Source organism: Yoonia tamlensis, from assembly GCF_900115105.1.
Lineage (GTDB): Bacteria > Pseudomonadota > Alphaproteobacteria > Rhodobacterales > Rhodobacteraceae > Yoonia > Yoonia tamlensis.
Genome location: NZ_FOYP01000001.1, coordinates 1,014,518 through 1,036,048, shown reverse-complemented (window position 1 = coordinate 1,036,048; position 21,531 = coordinate 1,014,518). Strand labels below are relative to the sequence as shown.

General features: G+C 56.8%; 15 protein-coding genes. 6 read left to right on the top strand and 9 right to left on the bottom strand.

Annotation, left to right across the window (positions count from 1 at the left end; translation table 11 throughout):
* Window positions 1-4: 4 nt before the first annotated feature.
* On the bottom strand, window positions 5-2,863 hold the full coding sequence (gene uvrA / locus BM320_RS05385) for an excinuclease ABC subunit UvrA (RefSeq protein ID WP_090197390.1): 2,859 nt from the start codon (window positions 2,861-2,863) through the stop codon (window positions 5-7).
* 194 nt (window positions 2,864-3,057) lie between these two features.
* On the bottom strand, window positions 3,058-4,113 hold the full coding sequence (locus BM320_RS05380; protein ID WP_165614992.1) for a LysM peptidoglycan-binding domain-containing protein: 1,056 nt from the start codon (window positions 4,111-4,113) through the stop codon (window positions 3,058-3,060).
* Window positions 4,114-4,496: 383 nt separating this feature from the next.
* Here BM320_RS05380 and BM320_RS05375 point away from each other — a divergent pair, with 383 nt between their 5' ends.
* Window positions 4,497-6,932, top strand: a complete 2,436-nt coding sequence (locus BM320_RS05375) for a VWA domain-containing protein (RefSeq protein WP_090197384.1) — start codon at window positions 4,497-4,499, stop codon at window positions 6,930-6,932.
* A gap of 93 nt (window positions 6,933-7,025) precedes the next feature.
* Here the strand turns inward: BM320_RS05375 and lpdA are convergent, their stop codons facing one another.
* The 5 genes from lpdA to BM320_RS05350 all read right to left on the bottom strand — a co-directional run bounded on the left by lpdA (window position 7,026) and on the right by BM320_RS05350 (window position 14,922).
* Window positions 7,026-8,420, bottom strand: coding sequence for a dihydrolipoyl dehydrogenase (gene lpdA / locus BM320_RS05370; protein WP_090197382.1), 1,395 nt, complete (start codon window positions 8,418-8,420; stop codon window positions 7,026-7,028).
* Window positions 8,421-8,523: 103 nt separating this feature from the next.
* Window positions 8,524-9,105 carry a DUF924 family protein gene (locus tag BM320_RS05365; RefSeq protein WP_090197379.1) on the bottom strand — a complete coding sequence of 194 codons (582 nt, stop codon included), beginning with the start codon at window positions 9,103-9,105 and terminating at the stop codon, window positions 8,524-8,526.
* 108 nt (window positions 9,106-9,213) lie between these two features.
* Window positions 9,214-10,476 carry an MFS transporter gene (locus BM320_RS05360; protein WP_090200383.1) on the bottom strand — a complete coding sequence of 421 codons (1,263 nt, stop codon included), beginning with the start codon at window positions 10,474-10,476 and terminating at the stop codon, window positions 9,214-9,216.
* Window positions 10,477-10,561: 85 nt separating this feature from the next.
* Entirely contained in the window at window positions 10,562-11,626 is a 1,065-nt protein-coding gene (queA, locus tag BM320_RS05355) for a tRNA preQ1(34) S-adenosylmethionine ribosyltransferase-isomerase QueA (protein ID WP_090197376.1), read from the bottom strand.
* A complete protein-coding gene (locus BM320_RS05350) occupies window positions 11,623-14,922 on the bottom strand; it encodes a DUF3971 domain-containing protein (RefSeq protein ID WP_242650958.1) in 3,300 nt (1,099 codons plus the stop codon). Before BM320_RS05350 ends, queA begins: the two co-directional genes overlap by 4 nt.
* Before the next feature lie 84 nt (window positions 14,923-15,006).
* Here BM320_RS05350 and bcp point away from each other — a divergent pair, with 84 nt between their 5' ends.
* The 5 genes from bcp (at window position 15,007) to BM320_RS05325 (ending at window position 19,486) form a co-directional block, all read left to right on the top strand.
* The gene (gene bcp, locus BM320_RS05345) at window positions 15,007-15,471 is read left to right on the top strand and encodes a thioredoxin-dependent thiol peroxidase (RefSeq protein ID WP_090197373.1); all 465 of its coding nucleotides are present in this window, start codon (window positions 15,007-15,009) and stop codon (window positions 15,469-15,471) included.
* Complete coding sequence (locus tag BM320_RS05340; protein ID WP_090197370.1) at window positions 15,468-16,298, top strand: ferritin-like domain-containing protein; 831 nt, start codon at window positions 15,468-15,470, stop codon at window positions 16,296-16,298. Before bcp ends, BM320_RS05340 begins: the two co-directional genes overlap by 4 nt.
* A gap of 110 nt (window positions 16,299-16,408) precedes the next feature.
* Complete coding sequence (locus tag BM320_RS05335) at window positions 16,409-17,716, top strand: M23 family metallopeptidase (protein ID WP_090200379.1); 1,308 nt, start codon at window positions 16,409-16,411, stop codon at window positions 17,714-17,716.
* Window positions 17,706-18,194, top strand: a complete 489-nt coding sequence (locus tag BM320_RS05330) for a bactofilin family protein (RefSeq protein ID WP_090197367.1) — start codon at window positions 17,706-17,708, stop codon at window positions 18,192-18,194. Before BM320_RS05335 ends, BM320_RS05330 begins: the two co-directional genes overlap by 11 nt.
* 281 nt (window positions 18,195-18,475) lie before the next feature.
* Entirely contained in the window at window positions 18,476-19,486 is a 1,011-nt protein-coding gene (locus BM320_RS05325; protein WP_090197365.1) for a hypothetical protein, read from the top strand.
* 61 nt (window positions 19,487-19,547) lie between these two features.
* Here BM320_RS05325 and BM320_RS05320 read toward each other — a convergent pair whose 3' ends face one another.
* A complete protein-coding gene (locus tag BM320_RS05320) occupies window positions 19,548-20,300 on the bottom strand; it encodes a DUF2189 domain-containing protein (protein WP_090197363.1) in 753 nt (250 codons plus the stop codon).
* A gap of 69 nt (window positions 20,301-20,369) precedes the next feature.
* Window positions 20,370-21,494, bottom strand: coding sequence for a peptide chain release factor 2 (prfB, locus tag BM320_RS05315; RefSeq protein ID WP_090197359.1), 1,125 nt, complete (start codon window positions 21,492-21,494; stop codon window positions 20,370-20,372).
* Between the last annotated feature and the right edge of the window lie 37 nt (window positions 21,495-21,531).

The window sequence follows — 21,531 nt, the reverse complement described above, 5'->3', positions numbered from 1 at the left end:
CTATCTATTCAGCGGCGGCGCGTTTGGGCGCGAGCATCTCTTTGAGATAGCGGCCCGTGTGGCTATGGGCATTTTCAGCGACCTTTTCGGGCGTACCGGTCGCCACAACCATGCCACCGCCGTCGCCACCTTCGGGGCCGATGTCGATGATATGATCCGCGGTTTTCACCACGTCCAGATTATGTTCAATCACCACAACGGAATTGCCTTGATCGACCAGTTCATGCAACACTTCCAACAGCTTACGCACATCTTCAAAATGCAGGCCCGTTGTCGGCTCGTCCAGAATATAAAGTGTGCGCCCCGTGGATTGCCGCGCCAGTTCTTTCGACAGTTTGACGCGCTGCGCCTCGCCCCCTGACAGGGTCGTCGCCTGTTGCCCGACCTTGATATAGCCGAGCCCCACCCGCATCAGCGCGTCCATTTTGGACCGGATCGACGGAACGGCCGTGAAAAAAGCCTGCGCATCTTCGACGGTCATATCCAGCACATCGGCGATTGATTTTCCCTTGAACTTGATCTCGAGCGTCTCGCGGTTATAGCGCGCGCCTTTGCAGGTTTCGCAGGTCACGTAGACGTCCGGCAGAAAATGCATTTCGATCTTGATCACACCGTCGCCCTGACAGGCCTCGCAGCGCCCGCCTTTGACGTTGAACGAAAACCGGCCCGGTTTATAGCCGCGCGCCTTGGATTCGGGCATGCCCGCGAACCAGTCACGGATCGGGGTAAAGGCGCCGGTATAGGTCGCAGGGTTTGATCGCGGGGTGCGCCCGATGGGCCGCTGGTCAATGTCGATCACCTTATCAAGGTGTTCAAACCCTTTGATCGTTTCGCAAGGTGCGGGGGCCTGACGCGACCCGTTCAGTTTTTGCGACGCGTTTTTGAACAGGGTTTCAATCGTCAGCGTGGATTTGCCGCCGCCCGAAACGCCTGTTACGCAAACAAATTGTCCCAACGGAAAATCGACAGTCACGTTTTGCAGGTTGTTGCCTGTGGCCTTGACCACGGTCAGTTTTTTCTTGTTGCCCTTGCGGCGCACGGCCGGCACCGCAATTTCACGCGCGCCAGTCAGATACTGGCCGGTGATCGACGCCTCATTCGCCATGATTTCAGCGGGTGTGCCTTTGGCCACGACCTGCCCGCCATGCACGCCAGCACCCGGCCCGATATCAAAGACATAATCAGCCTCGCGGATGGCTTCTTCGTCATGTTCAACGACGATCACGGTGTTCCCCTGATCGCGTAGGTTCTTAAGCGTCGTCAACAGCCGGTCGTTGTCGCGCTGGTGCAATCCGATGGATGGCTCGTCCAGCACGTAAAGCACACCTTGCAGGCCGGAACCGATCTGGCTGGCCAGCCTGATCCGCTGGCTTTCACCCCCCGAAAGCGTGCCGGAATTACGCGCAAGCGTCAGATATTCCAGCCCGACGTTATTCAAAAACCCGAGCCGTTCACGGATTTCTTTCAGGATCGCCTTGGCGATTTCGTTCTTTTGTTTGCTTAATTGATCAGGGACCCCAAGACACCAATCATATGCATCCTTGATTGACATCTGCACCACCTGCCCCGCGTGTAGCCCGCCGATTTTGACGGCCAAGGCTTCGGCGCGCAAACGGTAGCCGCCGCAGGTGCCACAGGGGCGATTGGTTTGATATTGCTCAAAATCCTCGCGAATCCAGTTGCTGTCGGTCTCGCGATAGCGGCGTTCCATATTGGGGATCACGCCTTCAAACGCGCGTTCCACCTGATAAACCCGCCCGCCTTCGTCATAGCGGAACTTGATTTCTTCCTTGCCGGATCCGTACAGGAATACGTTCTGGAATTTCGGGTCCAGATCCTTCCAGCGCGCATTCTTGTTGAACCCGTAATGTTTGGCGATGGCTTCAATCGTTTGCAGGAAATAGGGCGATTTACCCTTGCGCCAAGGCGCAATCGCCCCATCCGCGATTTTCAGCGTCACATCCGGCACGCATAGTTTTTCGTCGAAAAACAACTCGACCCCCAGCCCGTCACAGCTGGGACAGGCGCCAAAGGGCGCGTTGAAGGAAAACAACCGCGGTTCGATTTCAGGAATGGTAAACCCCGACACCGGACAGGCGAAGTTTTCAGAAAACGTGAAGCGTTCAGGGTCGCCCTCGGTCGGGGCGGCTTCCAGCACGGTAATCCCATCGGCCAGATCAAGCGCGGTGCGAAAACTATCGGCCAGCCGCGTTTCCAGCCCTTCGCGCACAACAATCCGGTCAACAACCACGTCGATATTATGCCGAAATTTTTTATCAAGCGTCGGCGGCTCGTCCAGTTCATAGAATACGCCGTCAACCTTGACGCGTTGAAACCCTTGCTTGCGCAGTTCCAGAAATTCCTTGCGGTATTCGCCTTTGCGGTCGCGGATAATCGGCGCGAGAAGGTAGCCGCGCGTGCCTTCGGGCAGGCCCATCACGCGGTCAACCATATCCTGCACTTGCTGCGCTTCGATCGGCAGGCCTGTTTCGGGGCTGAACGGCGTGCCTGCGCGGGCAAACAAAAGGCGCAGATAGTCGTAAATTTCGGTGATGGTCCCGACAGTCGAGCGCGGGTTTTTCGACGTAGTTTTCTGTTCAATCGAAATCGCGGGCGACAGGCCGGATATGTGGTCCACATCCGGCTTTTCCATCATATCAAGAAACTGGCGCGCGTAGGCCGACAGGCTTTCGACATAGCGCCGCTGCCCTTCGGCATAGATCGTATCAAAGGCAAGCGATGATTTGCCAGACCCCGACAGCCCCGTGATCACCACCAGCTGATCGCGGGGAATATCGACATCGATATTCTTGAGATTATGTTCGCGCGCGCCGCGGACCTCGATATTCTTCAGCTCAGCCATGTAGATTTCCCTTACCCATGCAAAGGCACATAATACGAACGGTTCCAACTGCCAATGCACAGACAGAACATTAAAGGAACATATTCAGACATTCACGCGCTGAAAACAAGGGCGCAAACGCAAACGCCCGACCATATTCATGGCCGGGCGCCTGTCATTTTTGGCCGAAAACAGCCGACCGATGCAATCAGCAGTTACTGCGCGTAATAGGCCGCAAATCCGGCCTGTACGACTTCAAACCATTTTCCATTTTGGCGGATGGCTTCGATACCGCTGTTGATCGTTGACAAAATCTCGTCCGCGCGCGGGTTTTCCTTGTGAACGTAAACAGTTAGCACGGAAATGGATGTCAGTTGGTCATTGACGGTAATCTGGTCGGTCAGCCCCAGTTTACCAACGATATCGGCGGCCTGTGACAGTTCCATTTCGACGGCATCCAGATTGCCAGCGGCCAGTTCTGTAAAGCAGGCGCTCGGGTTTGTGGGGCGCACATAGGTCACGTCGGATTCTGTCAAACCACCGCCCGCAAGCAAAATCGCGGCATAGCCTTCTGGCACACAAACGCGTTTGCCGCGGAATGCGTCGGCGCTTGCCGCAGTCGCGAGCACGTCGTCGGCGCGGGTGACAAGACCTGTGACAATTTCATAAACCGGATCAGCAAAAAGATAATTGTCGCAACGTGCTTGCATGTCATCAGTCAGGCTTGCGGCCTCGCAATCGGGCAGAACCCAAGGGAATGTGCCGTCAAATGCGCCCGATGGTAGCAGGACATCCATATGCGAGCCCCAGTCATTCACAAAGGTCACGCTTGTCTGGGCTTGTGGTGCAACGGCATCGGCAGCCGCGCGCACAAGCTGGGTAAACACGCCCCCGCCTTCCATGCTTTCTTCGGTAAAGGGCGGGTAATCGCTGCCGGTGACCAGACGGATATTCAACGGGCCGGAGGCAGGCGCAACAGGTGCTGGCGCAGGGGCCGCAGCAACAGCAGGGCTTTCGCCTGGCAGTGAACCGTCAGCACAGGGTAGGCGCAACGTCATGCCGACTGAGATCGAATTCGGGTTGGACCCGATCTGGGTGCGGTTCGCATCCCAGACCTGTTGAAAGCTGATATTGCCGTAGGCGGTACGCGCAATAGCGCTAAGTGAATCGCCGGGCTGCACTGTGTAAGAGGTACAGGCCTCTTGCGCGCTTGCCGCTGTCGCAGCGGCAAAAGTGATTGCGGCCGCCATGCTCAATTGTGTCGTTTTCATTTGCTTTTCATACCTTTGTACCAATTGCACTACTTGTGGCCCGCGCGCGCCCGTTGGCATGCGTATTTCTCTGACCAAGCCTGCAATGCTCGCCCTGAAAACAGACAGAAATATGGCGAAACACGGTCAGTACGATGGCTCTTTATGTAGTAAATACATTACCTAACGTAAATCAAAGGTGTATCAATTCTCACGGCGCATGATATTTCACCCTGCGCCTGTATATATGCCTAAGTGATAAGCTTTTGCGGTCATGATGCCGCGGTTGCCCTGCGTGGCATTTCCGGCCCGAGGTATGCAATTCCTGACCATTTCAGAATTCTGCTTTGCACAGCCATAAGGTTGTGCTTTGGTGATCTGAAAACACGTTTATCCAAGGATTCATGATGTATAGACTCATTCCCTTTGTCGTCACAGCCACCATTGCCACAGCCGCGACCGCGCAAGATGCACCAAATACCATCCTTGTTCTGGATGGTTCCGGATCAATGTGGGGCCAGATTGACGGCGTCGCCAAGATCACCATCGCGCAAGAAGTCGTCGCCGAGCTATTGTCGGATTTCCCTGCTGATCAGGGGCTCGGGCTGACGGTTTATGGCCACCGCGAACGTGGCAATTGCACCGACATCGAAACCATCGTCGCCCCTGCCCCCGGCACTGCGGCCAGCATTGTCGATGCCGTGAACGCGATCAAGCCGCTGGGCAAGACGCCGATGACCGACGCCGTAATCGCCGCCGCAGAGGCGCTGCGTTACACCGAAGACAGCGCGACTGTCATTCTGGTGTCGGACGGTGTTGAAACCTGCAACCCAGACCCTTGCGCCGCCGCGCGTCTGCTTGAAGAAGCGGGGATCAATTTCACCGCCCATGTTGTCGGCTTTGATGTCGACGACCCCGAAGCCATTGCGCAAATGCAATGTTTGGCCGAAGAAACAGGTGGCAAATTCCTGACAGCCGCCAATGCGGCCGAACTTGACCTTGCGATGACCCAAATGGTCTCAGCACCCGCGCCAGAACCCGAACCGGCATTGGTTCCTGTTACATTTACCGCCATCGAAGGCGCGGACGGGCCGGTCATTGGTGACCCTGTTTTGTGGTCCATCACGGGCGCGGATGTTTCCGATATCGCTGGCAACCCCTATGAAATGGAACTGCCCGAAGGATCCTATGTTGCGACGGCGTACCGTGTCAGCACCGAAACCGCGCTTGATGCGCAGTTCATCGCCATTGGCGATGGTGCCGAAGTTGTCATCACTTTCCCTGTTCCCGAAGTGCAAGCGAAAATCATCGGCCCGGACGAAGCCCCGCTAGGTGCGACGATACAGGTCGGCTGGGATGGACCGGACGGAGATCGGGATTATCTGGCGGTAGGCAAAGTTGGTGAAACAGGCTATGCCAACTATACCTACACTGCCGACGGCAACCCTCTGGCGCTGCAAATGCCGCCTGAAACCGGCAGCTACGAGCTGCGTTATGTCACAAGTGATGGCGAAACAATTGCAACCGCGCCGATCACAATCACGCCTGTCGAAATCACACTAGATGCCGCCGATGAAGCGGCCATTTCCGAACAGCTAAGCGTGACATGGACAGGACCAGACTATGCGCGCGACTTTATCGCGGTCGGCGTTCCGGGTGAAAATGCCTATATTAACTATACCTACACCGAAGAAGGCGGGACGCTTGATTTGCAGATGCCGACCGAACCCGGTGCGTATGAAATCCGCTATGTGCTGGGGCAAGGGTCAACCACATTGATGACGCGGCCCATTACCGTCACAGATACCAAAGTGACGCTGATCGCGCCACAAACGGCCGAAATTAGCGACGAGGTCATGATCGGCTGGGATGGCCCCGGGTTTGATCGTGATTTTATCTCGGTCGGGGAGGTCGGTGAATCCGGATATATCAACTATACATATGTCGATGACGGCAATCCGCTCGCTTTGCAGATGCCCGCCGAACCTGGCACTTATGAAATCCGCTATCAGCTTGCCCAAGGGTCCGAAATTCTGGCGCAAACGACGATTGAAATCACCGCGCCTGAAATCTCGGTGAACGCCCCGTCCGAGGCAATAGCAGGCAGTACAGTGACCGTTGACTGGGTCGGGCCGGATCATGACCGCGACTATATAGCGGTCGCCGAAACCGGAGCGAGTAACTATGTGAATTACGCCCATACCAATAACGGCAACCCGTTGGAATTGCTGATGCCTGTTGAACCCGGTGATTATGAAATCCGCTATGTGCTGGCCCAAGGCAGCACTGTCGTGGCAAGCCAGCCGATTACGATCACCGCTGTCAAGGCAGGCATCACCGGCCCTGCAAATGCAAATATCGGCGATACGATCACAATCGAATGGACAGGGCCGGATTATGCGCGCGACTTTATCGGGGTCGGCCCCGTCGGCGAGACACGCTATCTGAACTATACCTCCACCGAAGCTGGCAGCCCGCTGGGCATTGAGATGCCAACAGAACCAGGTACTTACGAGCTGCGCTATCATCTAGGCCAGGGCAGTGCCATCATCTATCGCCAGCAAATCACCGTTGACGCGATCACGGCCGAACTGGTCGCCGAAGACAGCGTTGTCGCGGGCACCGAATTTGTCGTTGGCTGGGACGGGCCGGATTACCCGCGCGACTATATCGGTATATCTGTACCAGGTGACAGCGCCTATGAAGATTACGCTTATACCGAAAGCGGCAACCCAGTAAGCCTGACCGCGCCGGACATCGCCGGAGATTACGAACTGCGCTACTTTATCAACCAAGAGCGCACGATCATCGGCACCCGCATGATTACCGTGACAAAGTAACAGCGACATAGCGTGCAAGAAAAAAGCCCCCGCAACATCGCGTTGCGGGGGCTTTGTTATTGTGGTGGCAGTCAGGGTCACCCTGACGCCGTTTCACATGTGAATGACGCGGTCATAAGCGTCGAGAACGCTTTCATGCATCATTTCTGACAATGTCGGATGCGGGAACACGGTGTTCATCAGGTCTTCTTCGGTGGTTTCAAGCTGACGCCCGATCACATAGCCCTGGATCAGCTCGGTCACTTCGGCGCCGACCATATGTGCGCCCAGCAGTTCGCCAGTTTTGGCGTCAAACACGGTCTTGATCATACCTTCGGGTTCACCAAGTGCTACAGCTTTACCGTTGCCGATAAAGGGGAATTTACCGATCTTGACTGTGTAACCCAGCTCTTTCGCCTTTGCTTCGGTATAGCCGACGCTGGCCACTTGCGGGTGGCAATAGGTGCAACCCGCGATGCTTTCGGGTTTGACCGGATGCGCATGTTTGCCGGCGATCAGATCAGCAACCATCACACCTTCATGGCTGGCCTTGTGCGCAAGCCACGGCGCGCCTGCGATATCACCAATGGCATATAGCCCGTCGATACCCGTACGGCAGAATTCATCTGTCACAACATGGGTGCGGTCAATTTTCACGCCCAAAGCTTCGAGCCCAAGACCTTCGACGTTGCCGACAATGCCCACGGCACTGATGACGGTATCAAAGTCTTCTTTGACGATCTTGCCACCGGTTTCGATATGCGCTGTGACCTTGTCCTTGCTGCGATCAAGCTGCTTGACCACAGATTTTTCAAGGATTTTCATGCCCTGCTTGACGAATTGCTTTTTCGCAAATGCGCTGATATCGGCATCTTCAACTGGCAGCACACGGTCCATGACCTCGACCACAGTCGTATCGGCGCCCAGCGTGTTATAGAAACTTGCAAATTCGATGCCGATGGCACCAGACCCGATGACCAGCAGTTTTTTCGGCTGGTGCGGCGGGACAAGCGCGTGACGATAAGACCAAACGCGGTCGCCGTCAGCCTCAAGACCCGGCAGGTTGCGCGCACGTGCGCCGGTCGCCAGCACGATGTTCATGGCGGTCAGCTCTTCAGTGCCTTTGTCGGTTTTCACGGACACTTTGCCCTTGGCGGGGACTGTGGCCTCGCCCATGATCACGGTGACTTTGTTCTTTTTCAAAAGGTGCTTTACGCCGCCTTCCATCTGTTTGGACACCCCGCGCGAGCGTTTTACAACCGCATCAAGATCGTATCCGATACCTTCCGCGGACAGGCCAAATTCCTTTGCGCGGTGCATCAGGTGGAACACTTCGGACGACCGCAACAGTGCTTTGGTCGGGATACAGCCCCAGTTCAGACAAATCCCGCCCAGGTTTTCGCGTTCAATCACAGCGACATTCAGCCCAAGCTGCGCGCCACGGATTGCGGAAACATAGCCACCTGGCCCTGCCCCGATTACGATCATGTCAAAGTTCTTTGCGGCCATGCTTGGTCCTCCAGATATGAAATTAGTTCAACACTAAACTATTTTTTTACGGACCTCTAGTGACCTTGCGTCATAACTGACATTTCGCAAGCGCATAGGCAGTTCAGGTCAGCGCGCCAACCTGCGCCTGATAGGCTACACGGTATCCGCCCGCATCCAGAAACTGCTGTTCTGCTTGGGTTGTTTCGCGGCCCAACGCCTTGTTCCGATAGGGAAACCGCCCAAAATCGCGGATCACTGCGCGGTGCGCGCAAGCGTGATCAATATTGCCTGCCCGGTGCAACGGCATCCGGTCATGGATCAACCGCACGGCGCGGTCCTGATCCGTCAGACACTCTGAATGCATCAATGGCAGATAGAAAAACTGTCGCGCCGGTTCATCTATTTTTAGATCCCAGTTGCGGTCGATCGCGGCTTTGGCCGCAGCGCGGGCCTGATTGTCGGTTGCAAATGCATCGCCCTGATCGCGGAACATGTTGCGTGGAAACTGGTCTGTCAGGATAATATAGGCCAAGGTTTCGGATGCATGCGTTAACCATAGCCCAAGCGCACCTTCTTGCGCCTCTTTCCAGGTTTCTTCGAACCGGTCGCGAATTAACCTGTCAAATGCCGGGTCGGATTTATACCAGTCTGCGGGCGTGCATTCGTCCAACCAAAACGCCAGTACCTCTTGAGGGGTAACCATGGCTATGCTCCTTAACTTGCCTGTCGCTAGGTCAAGCCAAGCAGACAAACTGCCCCCTGACAAGCTAATTTCGCAGCAAATGTGATCACAACATCTTTCAGCGTGACATCAAGCGGGGTTTTCCTCTTCGTCGCCCGCCTCGATATAGACTTCAAGCGCGACCTCGGTTGCAACCGCCGTCGCAGCGGCCGAAACGGGCACATAATGCACCGCGTTGGCATCGTCGAACGCGGTGCGGCTGCGCTGGGTCATCCGGTACAACCCGTACCCCCCGATCGCAAGCATCAGTACAGCCGTAAACAGCCAATAGCCGCTGATGCCGATCACATCCATCATCCGCCCCACGATCAGTGGCCCCGCGATGGCGCCCAGACCGTTCACAAACAAAAACCCGCCCGAAGCGGCAGCCATATCATCCCTATCCAGATAATCATTCGCATAGGCCAACAGCAGCGCATATAGCGGGTTCGACATGCCCCCCACAATGGCGCCCGAAAAGACGATTACCGCAAAGTTATCGGTGATGAAAAACGCCGCCAGCGACCCTATGCCACCAACAAACGCGACCCCGATAATCAAGAACCGGCGGTCAATCCGGTCGGAAAGCCAGCCAATCGGATATTGTGCAACAAGCGCACCGATGTAGATCGCCGAAATAAAGAACGAGATTTCCCCGACCGTCAGCCCGACCCTGTTTCCGTAGACGGCTGACATGCCGAATTGTGCTGCAAACACCCCGCCCAGCATGAACATCCCAAAGCAGGCAAGCGGAGATGCGGCTACCAGATCTTTGATTTTCATCCGTTTTGTGGTCGCAAATGCAGGCATCGGGCGCGCCGATAGCAAGACAGGCGCAAAGGCCAGTGAAACCATCACCGATGAAATGATAAACAACGTATAGCCGGCAACATCGCCACGGCTGACAATCCATTGCGCAAACACGATCCCCGCCATTTGCACAATCATATAGACCGACAGCGCCTTGCCGCGCGTGTCATTGGACGAGGCATCGTTCAGCCAGCTTTCCGCCGTGATATACACACCGCAAAAGCAAAACCCGATTACAACCCGCCCGATAGTCCATGCCCAAGGTTCAAGCAGGATCGGATAGCTGATCAAAACCGCTGAAATCAGCGACCCCATCGCCGCAAAGACACGCACATGCCCGACGCGGCGGATCAATTCTGGCGTGTAGCGCGACGAAAACAGGAAACCCAGAAAATAGGCGGACATCACGATCGAGAGCGCCAAAGTACTAAAGCCCTCTTGGTCGCCGCGCAGCCCCAGCAATGTCCCTTGCAGGCCGTTGCCGACCATCAGCATGAACATCCCAATGAACAAGGCCCAAGAGCCGGTAAAAACCTGTAGCATCGTGTGCCCCTTCAATCTGGCAGAGCTGCCCTATGGATGATTATTGCCCCCGATCGCAAGACAAATGCGACCTTGTTTTGTCCGTTCACGCCTTCTTGACATTTGCTGGCAACAACAATGATGCATCGCCATAACTAAAGAACCGGTAACCCGTTGTGATTGCATGTGCATAGATGTCTTTGACACGCTCTACCCCCATCAACGCCGATACAAGCATCATCAAGGTTGATTTGGGCAGATGGAAATTTGTCATCAGCCCGTCTGTCACCTGAAACGTGAATCCCGGCGTGATGAAAATATCGGTCGGGCCGACCCAAGGTTTTAACGTGCCTTCCTTGGCCGCTGTTTCGATCAGCCGCAATGCGGTTGTGCCCACAGGGATCACCCGCCCGCCCGCTGCTTTGGTCGCGGTGATTTCGTCAACCGCCGTTTGGGTCACCTCGCCCCATTCGGCGTGCATTTTATGGTCGCGCACATCGTCGACCTTAACCGGCAAAAACGTGCCCGCGCCGACGTGCAGCGTGACATGGGTGAATGCAACGCCGCGCGCGCGCAGCGCATCCAGCAACGGTCCGTCAAAATGCAGCGATGCGGTCGGCGCGGCAACCGCACCCGCGTGGCGTGCCCAATAGGTTTGATAATCTTGCTTGTCGGCCTCGTCGGCGGGGCGTTTGGCGGCGATATAGGGCGGCAGGGGCATCGCGCCCACCGCAGCCAAAGCCGCATCAAAATCATCGCCTTGCAGGTTGAATTGCAGGTGGGCTTGCCCATCCGCCCGCGCGGTCAGGGTTGCTGACAGCACATCGGAGAACACAATAACCTCGCCGTCGCGTATTTTGCGCAAGGGTTTGACCAAAGCCGCCCAATCGCCTGTTGCACGTGGCTCTAGCAGGGTCACTTCGATCTTGGCGCTGGTTGGTCCGGCCTCGCCATCGCGGTGGCGCATGCCAGTAAGCCGCGCTGGAATCACCTTGGTATCATTCAGCACCAGCCGGTCGCCGGGCTGCAACAGATCCACCAGATCCGCGACCCTGTGATCGGCAATCCCTGCGCTATCAGCCAGCAAAAGCCGCGCCGATGTGCGTGGCCGCGCGGGCCGTGTGGCGATAAGCTGCTCGGGCAGATCAAAGTCGAAATCGCTCAGTTTCATTGGCTTACTTCCGGTGGCGGTCGGCGGAACAGCTCCCGGAACATGCCGGGCGTGAGCGCCGAGAGTGGGTTAACGCTGACCTGCGGGTCGGCTGTTGGCCCGCGGATATTAAAGTTGAACCCAATCAGCCCTTCGCCCCTGCGGGTCAATACCGAACCAATCCCGTTCAAGAAATAAAACGGCGAGACAACGCCTTGCAGGTCAAGCTGCTTTGTCGCCAGCGTGTAAATGCCATCAATCGAAATGCCAAGCCCGGGACCGACGGCGCTGGCTTGGGTGACGATGATTTGCGCAGGGGTCAGGCGAAACTGTGCCTCGATACTGTCAAAGCGCAGCCCCTGCCCGTCCAGCTGCTGCAACAGCCCGACAACGCTGATCGCGTCCAACAGTGCGGCAATCGTCGGTGCATCGCGGACACGGATATCGCTGATGGTCAAAAACCCGTCAAATGTCCCCGCGTCACCTGCCGGCAGCAAGGTCAGATCAATTGCGCCACCGGCCGCGTTTTCCAACAGGCCCGTCGCGCGCGCAACGGCCCCAGCATCATCGCCTGTTATGCGCACCGCCGTGCGCCCGTCGCGTGGCGCAACTATGCCTGCCACAGGCGCATCCCCGTTCAACAGCCCCGTAAAACGCCCCGAAAGCCCGTTTGCATTATTGAACTCGCCCTGAAAATCGGCAAGCGCGATGCCTTCGGTAATCTGTAGCTGGCCAAGGCTCACCTGCATCGGTCCGCCCTGTGTATTGCCGCCACCGCTGCCAAATTGCGCGCGCCGCAAATCCAATGTGCCACCGCTGATCGTAATCCCCAAGGGTTGCCCCGTGCCGCGCCCGCGCAATGTCACCGGCGCATTGAACCAATTGCCGATTTGCACGCTGCTGAATGTGGCCGCTGCAAACTGGCCGCTCTGGGTCAGCGAAATCCGGCCTTCTGCGCGCAACCCGCCGCCGCTGATCTGCAGGGCGTCGATTTCGGGCACAGTGCCAAGCCGTCCGCTGATTTGCAGATTGCCTTCTTGGGTTGCCGATTTTGTCCAGCCGATTGCAGGCAACGCCAACCGCACCCCCCGCAAATCAGACTGCAAAACAAAGGCAGGCGGCGCGCCGGCGTTCAATTCAATCGTCAGTTCGGCGCGGCCATCGCCCGTGACCATACCGGACGGTAGATTGATGTTGAACGCATCCAAGGTGGCTTGGTTCAGCGCGATATTTGCGTGAATTTGCGACTGGCCGCGATGGGCGGGGCCAAATTGCTGCGTCCAGGTTGCATTGCCGCGCGCGGCCCCCAGCCTGATCGGCCCGCCGATTTCTAGCCCTGTATTGTTCGCTGTAACCTCAAGCCGGCTGGCGGTCAGATTGCGCCCCGGCACCAGCTGGTCGGATTGCACATCGCGCAGTTGCGCCGCAAGGTTCAGGTCGATCGCATCAAACTGGACGCCACGCACCAGCGGCAACGCAATGCGCCCCGTGACATGCGCGCGCCCTTCGGCCAGATCGACCGGACGGTTGGCCTTGTCCAGAAACAACAGCGGCGGTTGGTTCAGCAGTGATAACACCGCCGTAACAGCGCCATTGGCGACCAGATCAATCTGGCCGTTGCTGGGCCGCTGCGCTGTATCAAGGATTGTAAAACTGGTGCCGGTCATATCGACCGCACCGCCTTGGGGCGGCGTCACTTGCCCCTGATCAAGCGTGACAACAAACCGGCGGTCACTGATCGTGGCAACCCCCGCCCCGTTTGTGATCAGCGGCATCTGCCGCATAAACCGGATATCCGCACCGTCAAATTCAAACCCCAATGCCATTTCCCGCGGCTGGCCAGGGGCAATACGCACGCCGACATTGCCATTCAGCAACCGCCCCGCCGACAGGTTTTCGGTAATCCACAACCGGGTGCGCGGTTTGACATCGGGGGGCCAGAACGCCAGCAGTTGCGTCGGCGCGATTTCATTCATATGCGCGTCAAACGCGCCGTGCCAGCCGTCGGCGCGGGCGGTGATTGTCCCGTTTGATAGCACCCGCAAATCGCCGTCCGATAGGGTGACCTGCCCCAATTCAATCTGGAACGGATCAAACCGCAGCCGGAAATCAACCGCCGCATTGGCAATACTGGGCGCCACATCGTACAAACCCATCGGGTTCAGGGCCACATCGCGAAACTGGAATTGTCCCAGCAATGCGTCTGGCAACCCATCGGTGATTTCACGCAAATAGGCGGTGCCATCGGCCCGCAGGCGCCCCCATTCGGTGTCCAGCACAATTTCGGAAAAGGCGATCCTGTCGCGCACAGGGTCATAGGTCAGATAGGCTTTGGCCGCGTCGAATTGCACCGGAGCGGTTGCCTCGTTGGGTTGCAACACGCCCTGCCCGATTTCAAGCACTGCACTGAGCGGGCCAAGCGCGCCATCGGCGTCAAGTTCCGTGCGCAGGGCCGCAGAAATCGGGGCTTCGACATCGCGCAGCCATGTCAGTGCGGGCGATTGCGCCGCGATATCACTGGCAATTGCATCGTCGATATTGACCGCCAGCTGCGCCGCTTGCGATCCGCGCGGGCTGCTGTAGGACATGTTCACGGTTGTCACACCCGCGCGCCCTGACAGCAGGCTCAGGTTGGCGCGCATCGTTGTTTCACCGCCGCGCAGATCAAGCGCAAAGGTGCCACCGTCCACCACCCAGCTGCGCCGCGCGCGGGCGTCGTCAAAATTCACGATCACCCCGTCTGCGGTCACGGTTTCCAATGCCGCCAGTTGCGGCTGTTCAAAAATCTGGTCCAGCTGATCCAAAAGCTGCGGCACCGACCGCGCCTGTCCGACTTCGGCCCCGCCCGACGCCAAAGCAACTGCGACAGTCCCGTCACGCGCGCGGCGCAGGTTGATCTGCGCCCCGACCAGACGGATATCTTGCATCAGAACAAGCCGGTTAAACAGCAACCCGCGCGGCGACATGCCACCTTCGGCGACACGCACACGGGTCAGCATGACCCCGTCACGGTCATAAAGCCGCGTATCAAGGAGGCGCACATGCGGATGCAGGTCGCGGCCGATACGGGCCGTGATCGATCCGAATTCCAGATGCGCACCGTCAAGCGCCTGTGCGGCGCGGGTTTCAATCTGGTCAACGATCCAGCTGGGCGCTGTTATTTCGCGGTTGATCATCATGACCGCCGCCACCGCCACAAAAACCACCGGCGTCAGACAGACAACAAATGCCGCGCGCAGCCAGAACAACCAGCGCCGCAAGCGCTTGCGCGGTTTTTTCTTGGGCGCGGGGTCAGGTTGGGGCTGTGTCTGGGTCAATGCGTCTCTGCCGGAAATAGGTTTGGCCTTTATCTTTGCCTGTGCCGAGTTAAAACAAAAGCACAACGTTCAAAAGGACCTATCATGACCCTTCTTGCTGCTGGCGATACCGCACCGCATGTCACCCTGCCCCGCGACGGCGGCGAAATTGTGAATTTGGGCGATTTCGCCGGAAAGAATGTGGTGCTTTATTTCTATCCGCGCGATGACACATCCGGCTGCACCAAAGAAGCAATTGATTTCACACAAAACCTTGCAGAATTTGACGCATTGAACGCGGTTGTTCTGGGCGTCTCCAAAGACCCCGTAAAAAAGCACGACAAATTTGTCGCCAAACATGATCTGAAAATCGCGCTGCTTGCGGACACGGATAGCGATGTTTGTGAACGCTATGGCGTCTGGGTCGAAAAAAAGATGTACGGCAAGACCCATATGGGCATTGAACGTGCGACATTTCTGATCGGGCCTGACGGCAAGATCAAACAGATCTGGCGCAAGGTCCGTGTCCCCGGCCATGTTGATGCGGTGCTTGAGGCGCTGCGCGCATGATGACGCTGGCTGAAATGGCGGTTGCGGTGCTAAGGACCGCGGACGGGCGCGAAAAGGCAGCGCTGTCGCGCAAATTTGCGGCAGAGTGGCGCGCGTCGCGTGCAGATGGCCCCGCCATTGAAATCGGCCAAGCCACGCCGCCCGATTTTCCGGCCCGCCCCGCGCAACCCGAACTGCTGGATCCGCGTGATGTGCCGCACCGCAAACCGGGCACGCCCGAAGGGCGGATCGCACTATTGCATGCTGTGGCCCATATCGAACTGAACGCCATTGATCTGCATTGGGATATCATCCCGCGTTTTGCCGATACACCTTTGCCGCTGGGTTTTTACGACGATTGGGTGAAATCGGCAGATGAGGAATCCAAACATTTCCAGCTGATGTGCGACTGTCTTGAGCAAGAAGGCAGCTATTACGGTGCCCTGCCCGCACACGCTGGCATGTGGCGCGCGGCCGAAGATACCGCCAATGATCTGATGGGGCGGCTTGCCGTGGTGCCGATGGTGCTCGAGGCGCGCGGGCTGGATGTGACACCGGGGATGATCAATATCTTCAAGCAGGCCAAGAATAAATCCGCAGTCGCAGCGCTTGAAGTGATCTACGCCGAGGAAGTGCATCACGTGTCCTACGGGTCGAAATGGTTCAACTTTTTGTGCGGGCGCCATGATCTGGACCCGACAGGGGTCTTTCACCAACTGGTGCGCAAATACTTTCATTCCGACCTCAAGCCGCCGTTCAACGAAGAAAAACGTGCGCAGGCTGGTATCCCGCCCGATTTCTACTGGCCCCTTGCAGCAACAAATAGGCAAAAACCCGACAAGGCGTGATCCCGCCCGAGGGGGGTGAAATTTCTTGCAGCACGGCCGTGGGCTGCTTACACAGTCATCCAACACAATTGCGGGGCCAGCGGATCTCCGGGACGACACAGGATTCTTACGTGCGATCACGATTGAAAAAAACCATTCACCACCAATTGGAGCGCTGGTTCCCCGAGCGCCGGCTATTTCTGCGGTCCGATTATGAAACGCGGTTCATCCGTCTGAATTCGGAAACGCAGCTGGTCGCATGGGTCGGTTGTACCATTGTTGTGGCATGGACCATCGTCGCCACGGCGATCCTGCTGATGGATAGCATCGGCGCGGGAAATTTCCGCGCGCAGGCGCAGCGTGACCAGATGACCTATGAACAGCGGCTGAATGCGCTGTCGTCGGAACGTGATCTGCGCGCCCAAGAAGCCGCCGACGCCCAAAACCGGTTCAGCACCGCGCTACAGCAAATTTCGGTTATGCAATCGGAATTGCTTGCCACCGAAGAAAAGCGCCGCGAGCTGGAAACCGGACTTGATGTTGTGCAAGCCACGTTGCGCGACACGATGAAAGCCCGTGAAGAAGCGCGCACACTGCTTGCCGCCGCAACGGATCAATCGGACGGTGTGGCAGCGGCAACCATGTCCCAAGATGCAGTGGGCACGGTTGATCTATTGGCCAATGCACTGGCGCAAACGGCTGCCGAACGCGATTTGATCGCGGCAGACGCGGAATTTGCAATCGACCACGCGCAGGAACTGGAACTCGAACTGCGGCTATTGCATGAACGCAACGACCAGATTTTCCGCCAACTCGAAGAGGCCATGCTGGTTTCGGTTGAACCGCTTGACGATATGTTCCGCGCGGCCGGCATGAGCCCCGACAGCATGCTCGCGCAGGTGCGGCGCGGCTATTCCGGTCAGGGCGGCCCTCTTTCACCGATGCAGTTTTCGACACGCGGCGGCGAACCTGACCCCGACGCGCTGCGCGCAAATGCGATTCTGGCCTCGATGGACCGAATCAACCTTTATCGGATTGCCGCCGAAAAAGCCCCGTTCGACATCCCCGTCAAAGCCAATTTCCGGTTTACATCGGGTTTTGGCCAGCGTTGGGGGCGCATGCACGCAGGTACGGATTTTGCGGGTCCGATCGGCACTCCTGTCTATGCAACCGCTGACGGGGTGGTAACAAGCGCAGGCTGGTCATCAGGTTACGGGCGCCTGATCAAGATCCAGCACGACTTTGGCATTGAGACAAGATACGCACACTTAAACGCTATGCATGTCTCTGTCGGGCAAAGAGTCTCGCGCGGGGAAAGAATTGGTGATATGGGCAATTCAGGTCGCTCGACAGGACCGCACCTTCACTACGAGGTTCGCGTCGGAGGCGAGCCCGTCAACCCGATGATCTATATAAGAGCTGGACAAGATGTTTTCTAAATCGAAAATCAATGAACCCGGGCCCAAGCCGTCCGAAACTGAAACCAAAAAAGGCGCCGATGCCAAGAAAGCAGCAGGTTCAGATTATAAACCATCTGGCCCAAAGCCAGCGCCATCTGTGCTGTCGTCTGATCTGCTGATCACCGGCAACCTGAAAACCACCGGCGACATTCAAGTCGAAGGTCAGGTCGAAGGCGATATTCGCGCGCATCTGCTGACAGTCGGCGAAGGCGCCACCATCAAGGGCGAAGTTGTTGCTGATGATGTGGTCGTCAACGGCCGCGTTGTTGGCCGTGTGCGCGGTCTGAAGGTGCGCCTGTCATCCTCTGCACGTGTTGAGGGTGATATCATCCACAAGACAATCGCGATTGAAAGCGGCGCACATTTCGAAGGCTCCGTGCAGCGTCAGGACGATCCGCTGTCAACCGGCGCCAAAAAGATGCCAACAGCCGCCGCTGCGGACGCTCCCAAGTCCTAATTCCTTGGCACGATTGAATTTGGTAAAGGGCACCCGATGGGGTGCCCTTTTTCGTTGTGCGTCAAAGCCCCCGTCTCACCCGTCCTGACCATCCAGAAAATACCGTGATTTTGACGAAATTCGGACATCTATTCCAGACCATGATATTTTATTGATTCATCAGTCAATCAAAATAAAATATCGTAAAATGGAGTAACCTTTTGACCTTATTCGCGCCTTCCCTACGCAGCCTGTGCATTGGCATCGCATCTTCGGGCCTCATGCTATCCGCGCAATCTGCCATGGCCCAAAGCATCAGCTGCGGTGAAAACTATACCATCGCTGCGGGCGACTCTCTTTCGGGTATTGCCGCCGATGTATATGGGTCCGCCTCAGCCTTTCAGTTAATTTATAGTGCCAACGTCGATACAATCGGCCCGAACCCTGGCCTCATCTCGCGTGGGCAAGTGATCTATATCCCCTGCCGCAATGGCAGCACCACGTCACAAGCCAACGACACCCTTATTCGCAAAATCACAACCACCGAGCAACTTGACGGCCCCGCCGATGTTGCCGTGCGCGTCGTTACCGCCACAGATTGGGCACCGTATTTTGATGAAAGCCAGGCGCAAGGCGGCATGGTGACGGAGCTGACAAACGTTGCGCTAGCTTCAGCAACAGGGAGCCCTGCATATAAGATCGACTTTATCAATGATTGGGGGTCTCATCTGCAGCCGCTATTAACCGATCACGCTTACGACTTTGCGACCGCTTGGTACGAGCCACCATGCGAATTGATCGACCAGCTTGGCGATGATGCCAAATTCCGGTGTAACAACTTTGAATGGGCCGATCCCATGTTCGAAATTCTACTGGGATATTTTGGACGCGCGGGCGAGCCGCTGCCAGCAACGCACGCAGAGTTGGTCGGCAAAAGCATCTGCCGACCAGATGGATACGAAACATTCGTCCTCGAAGAGGATGGGCTTGTAGAACCTGCGATTTCATTTGGCCAAGAAGGGCTGATCACCGGCTGCATGGCCGGATTGCTTGACGGCACATATGATGTCGTTGTGATTGCCGTTGATCCCGGCCAAGGCGCAGTATTGGAACTTGGTGCCCAAGATGACATCATGCTGAACGAACAGCTCACCAAAGTTCTTAACCTTAGCCCCGTCATCGCGAAATCGAACCCGCATCGTGAAGAGCTATTGGCGATTATGAATAGCGGAATTGCTGCGATTAAATCAGACGGTCAGTGGTTCGAAATCGTAAACCGGCACCTGTCGGCACACCGCGCCCAAACGCAATAATACGTGTCATATTAAAAAGCAAAAAGGGGCGTCAGTGGCGCCCCTTTTTTACCTGTCAGGATCACACAATCGCGCGCCGGTACAAATGCCACGTCGCATGGCCCAAAATCGGCAGCACTATCACCAGCCCCAAAAACCACGGGATCAGCGCGGCAAGCGACAGCACGGCAATGATTACGGCCCATGCCAGCATCACAATCGGGTTTTGCTTGACGACCTGAAGGCTTAGCAGCATCGCGGTGACAAAATCCACCTCGCGGTCAAGCACAAGCGGCAAGCTCACGACCGTCAGCGAAAATAGCAAAAACGCCAGAACTGCACCAATGACCAGCTCCACGGCGATCATGCTTAACCCGTTTGTGGTTAAAAACACCTCGTAGCTTTCGGTCACATTGGTCATGGTCGAAAGCCCCATGAACAACGCAAAAATCATATGGGCAAGGAAGGTCCAGAACAGGAAATAGATGACGATAATCGCGCCAAGCCAAGGCAATTGCCGCGTGCGTTCATGCCAGACGATGCCCAGAATTTCCGCCCAGTCCAGCGGCCTGCCCTGCTCCATCCGGCGGCTCACCTCATACAATCCGGCGGCGGCAAATGGCGCGACAAGCGGAAAACCAAGCGAGGTCGCCAAAATCCAACTGACATGACCGGCACCAAGCCAAATCATCAGAAAACCGCCCAGAACATAGACCGCGCTAAAGAACAGCCCGAATTGCGGCGCTTTGCGAAAATCGACGCAGCCTGCGTGCATGGCTTTGCGTAGATCTGCGGGTGCCAGTTGCTGCACCTGTGGCTTGGTCGTCTGCGTCATTTGGCCCCCCCTAGCGGTCTAAAGGACCGTTTCCAAAGGATAGAAACCAATTGCGACCGCGTCTATCGGTTATTCGGCGTTGGCCTCTGCGCGGCTTTTGCCGGAGACATCCATCGCGAGGGTCGCGCCCATAAACCCGTCAAGATCACCGTCCAGCACGCCTTTGGTATCGGATGTCTCGAAACCGGTGCGCAGGTCTTTGACCATTTGATAGGGCTGCAAGACATAAGACCGGATCTGGTTGCCCCATCCCGCATCGCCTGCGTTTTCATGGGCTTCGTTCACCAGCGTTGACCGTTTGTCCAGTTCGAGCTGATAAAGCCGCGATTTCAACGCCTTCATCGCGATGTCGCGGTTCTGGTGCTGCGATTTTTCGGAACTTGTCACCACAATACCGGTTGGAAAGTGGGTGATCCGCACGGCGGAATCGGTGGTGTTGACGTGCTGCCCGCCCGCGCCCGATGACCGGAACGTATCCAGCCGGATATCAGAAGATTTCACTTCGATTTCGATATTGTCATCGACCACCGGATAGACCTTTACGGATGTAAAGGAAGTGTGCCGCTTGGCGGCGCTGTCAAAGGGCGAAATGCGGACCAGACGGTGCACGCCGCTTTCGGATTTTAGCCAGCCATAGGCATTGTGGCCGCTGATTTTATAGGATGCCGATTTGATCCCTGCTTCGTCGCCCGATTGTTCCGATTGCAGTTCGACCTTGTAGCCCTTTTTCTCGGCCCAGCGGACATACATCCGTGCCAGCATATTGGCCCAATCGCAGCTTTCGGTGCCGCCGGCACCTGCGTTGATTTCAAGGAACGTGTCGTTGGCATCTGCCTCACCGTCCAGCAGGGCTTCGAGTTCTTTCTTAGCGGCTCTGGCGCGCAATGCGGTGATTGCGGCTTCGGCATCACTGACGATTTCCGCGTCGCCCTCCAACTCGCCTAGCTCAATCAGTTCGATGTTATCGGCCAGTTCCTGCGCGATACCATCATAAGTCGCCATGGCATCAACCAGCAATTGCCGGTCGCGCATAAGCTTTTGCGCGGCTTCCGGATTATCCCATAATGTGGGGTCTTCGACGCGGGCGTTAAACTCCTCGAGCCGGTGCGGCGCGGTTTCACGGTCCATGCGCTGCGCAAGCAGGTCAAGCGACTTTGCTATCGCATCTGCGGTGGTCTGAATTTCTGCGCGCATGTGGCACCTATCTGGGGTCAGTGAATTGTCAAAGGGT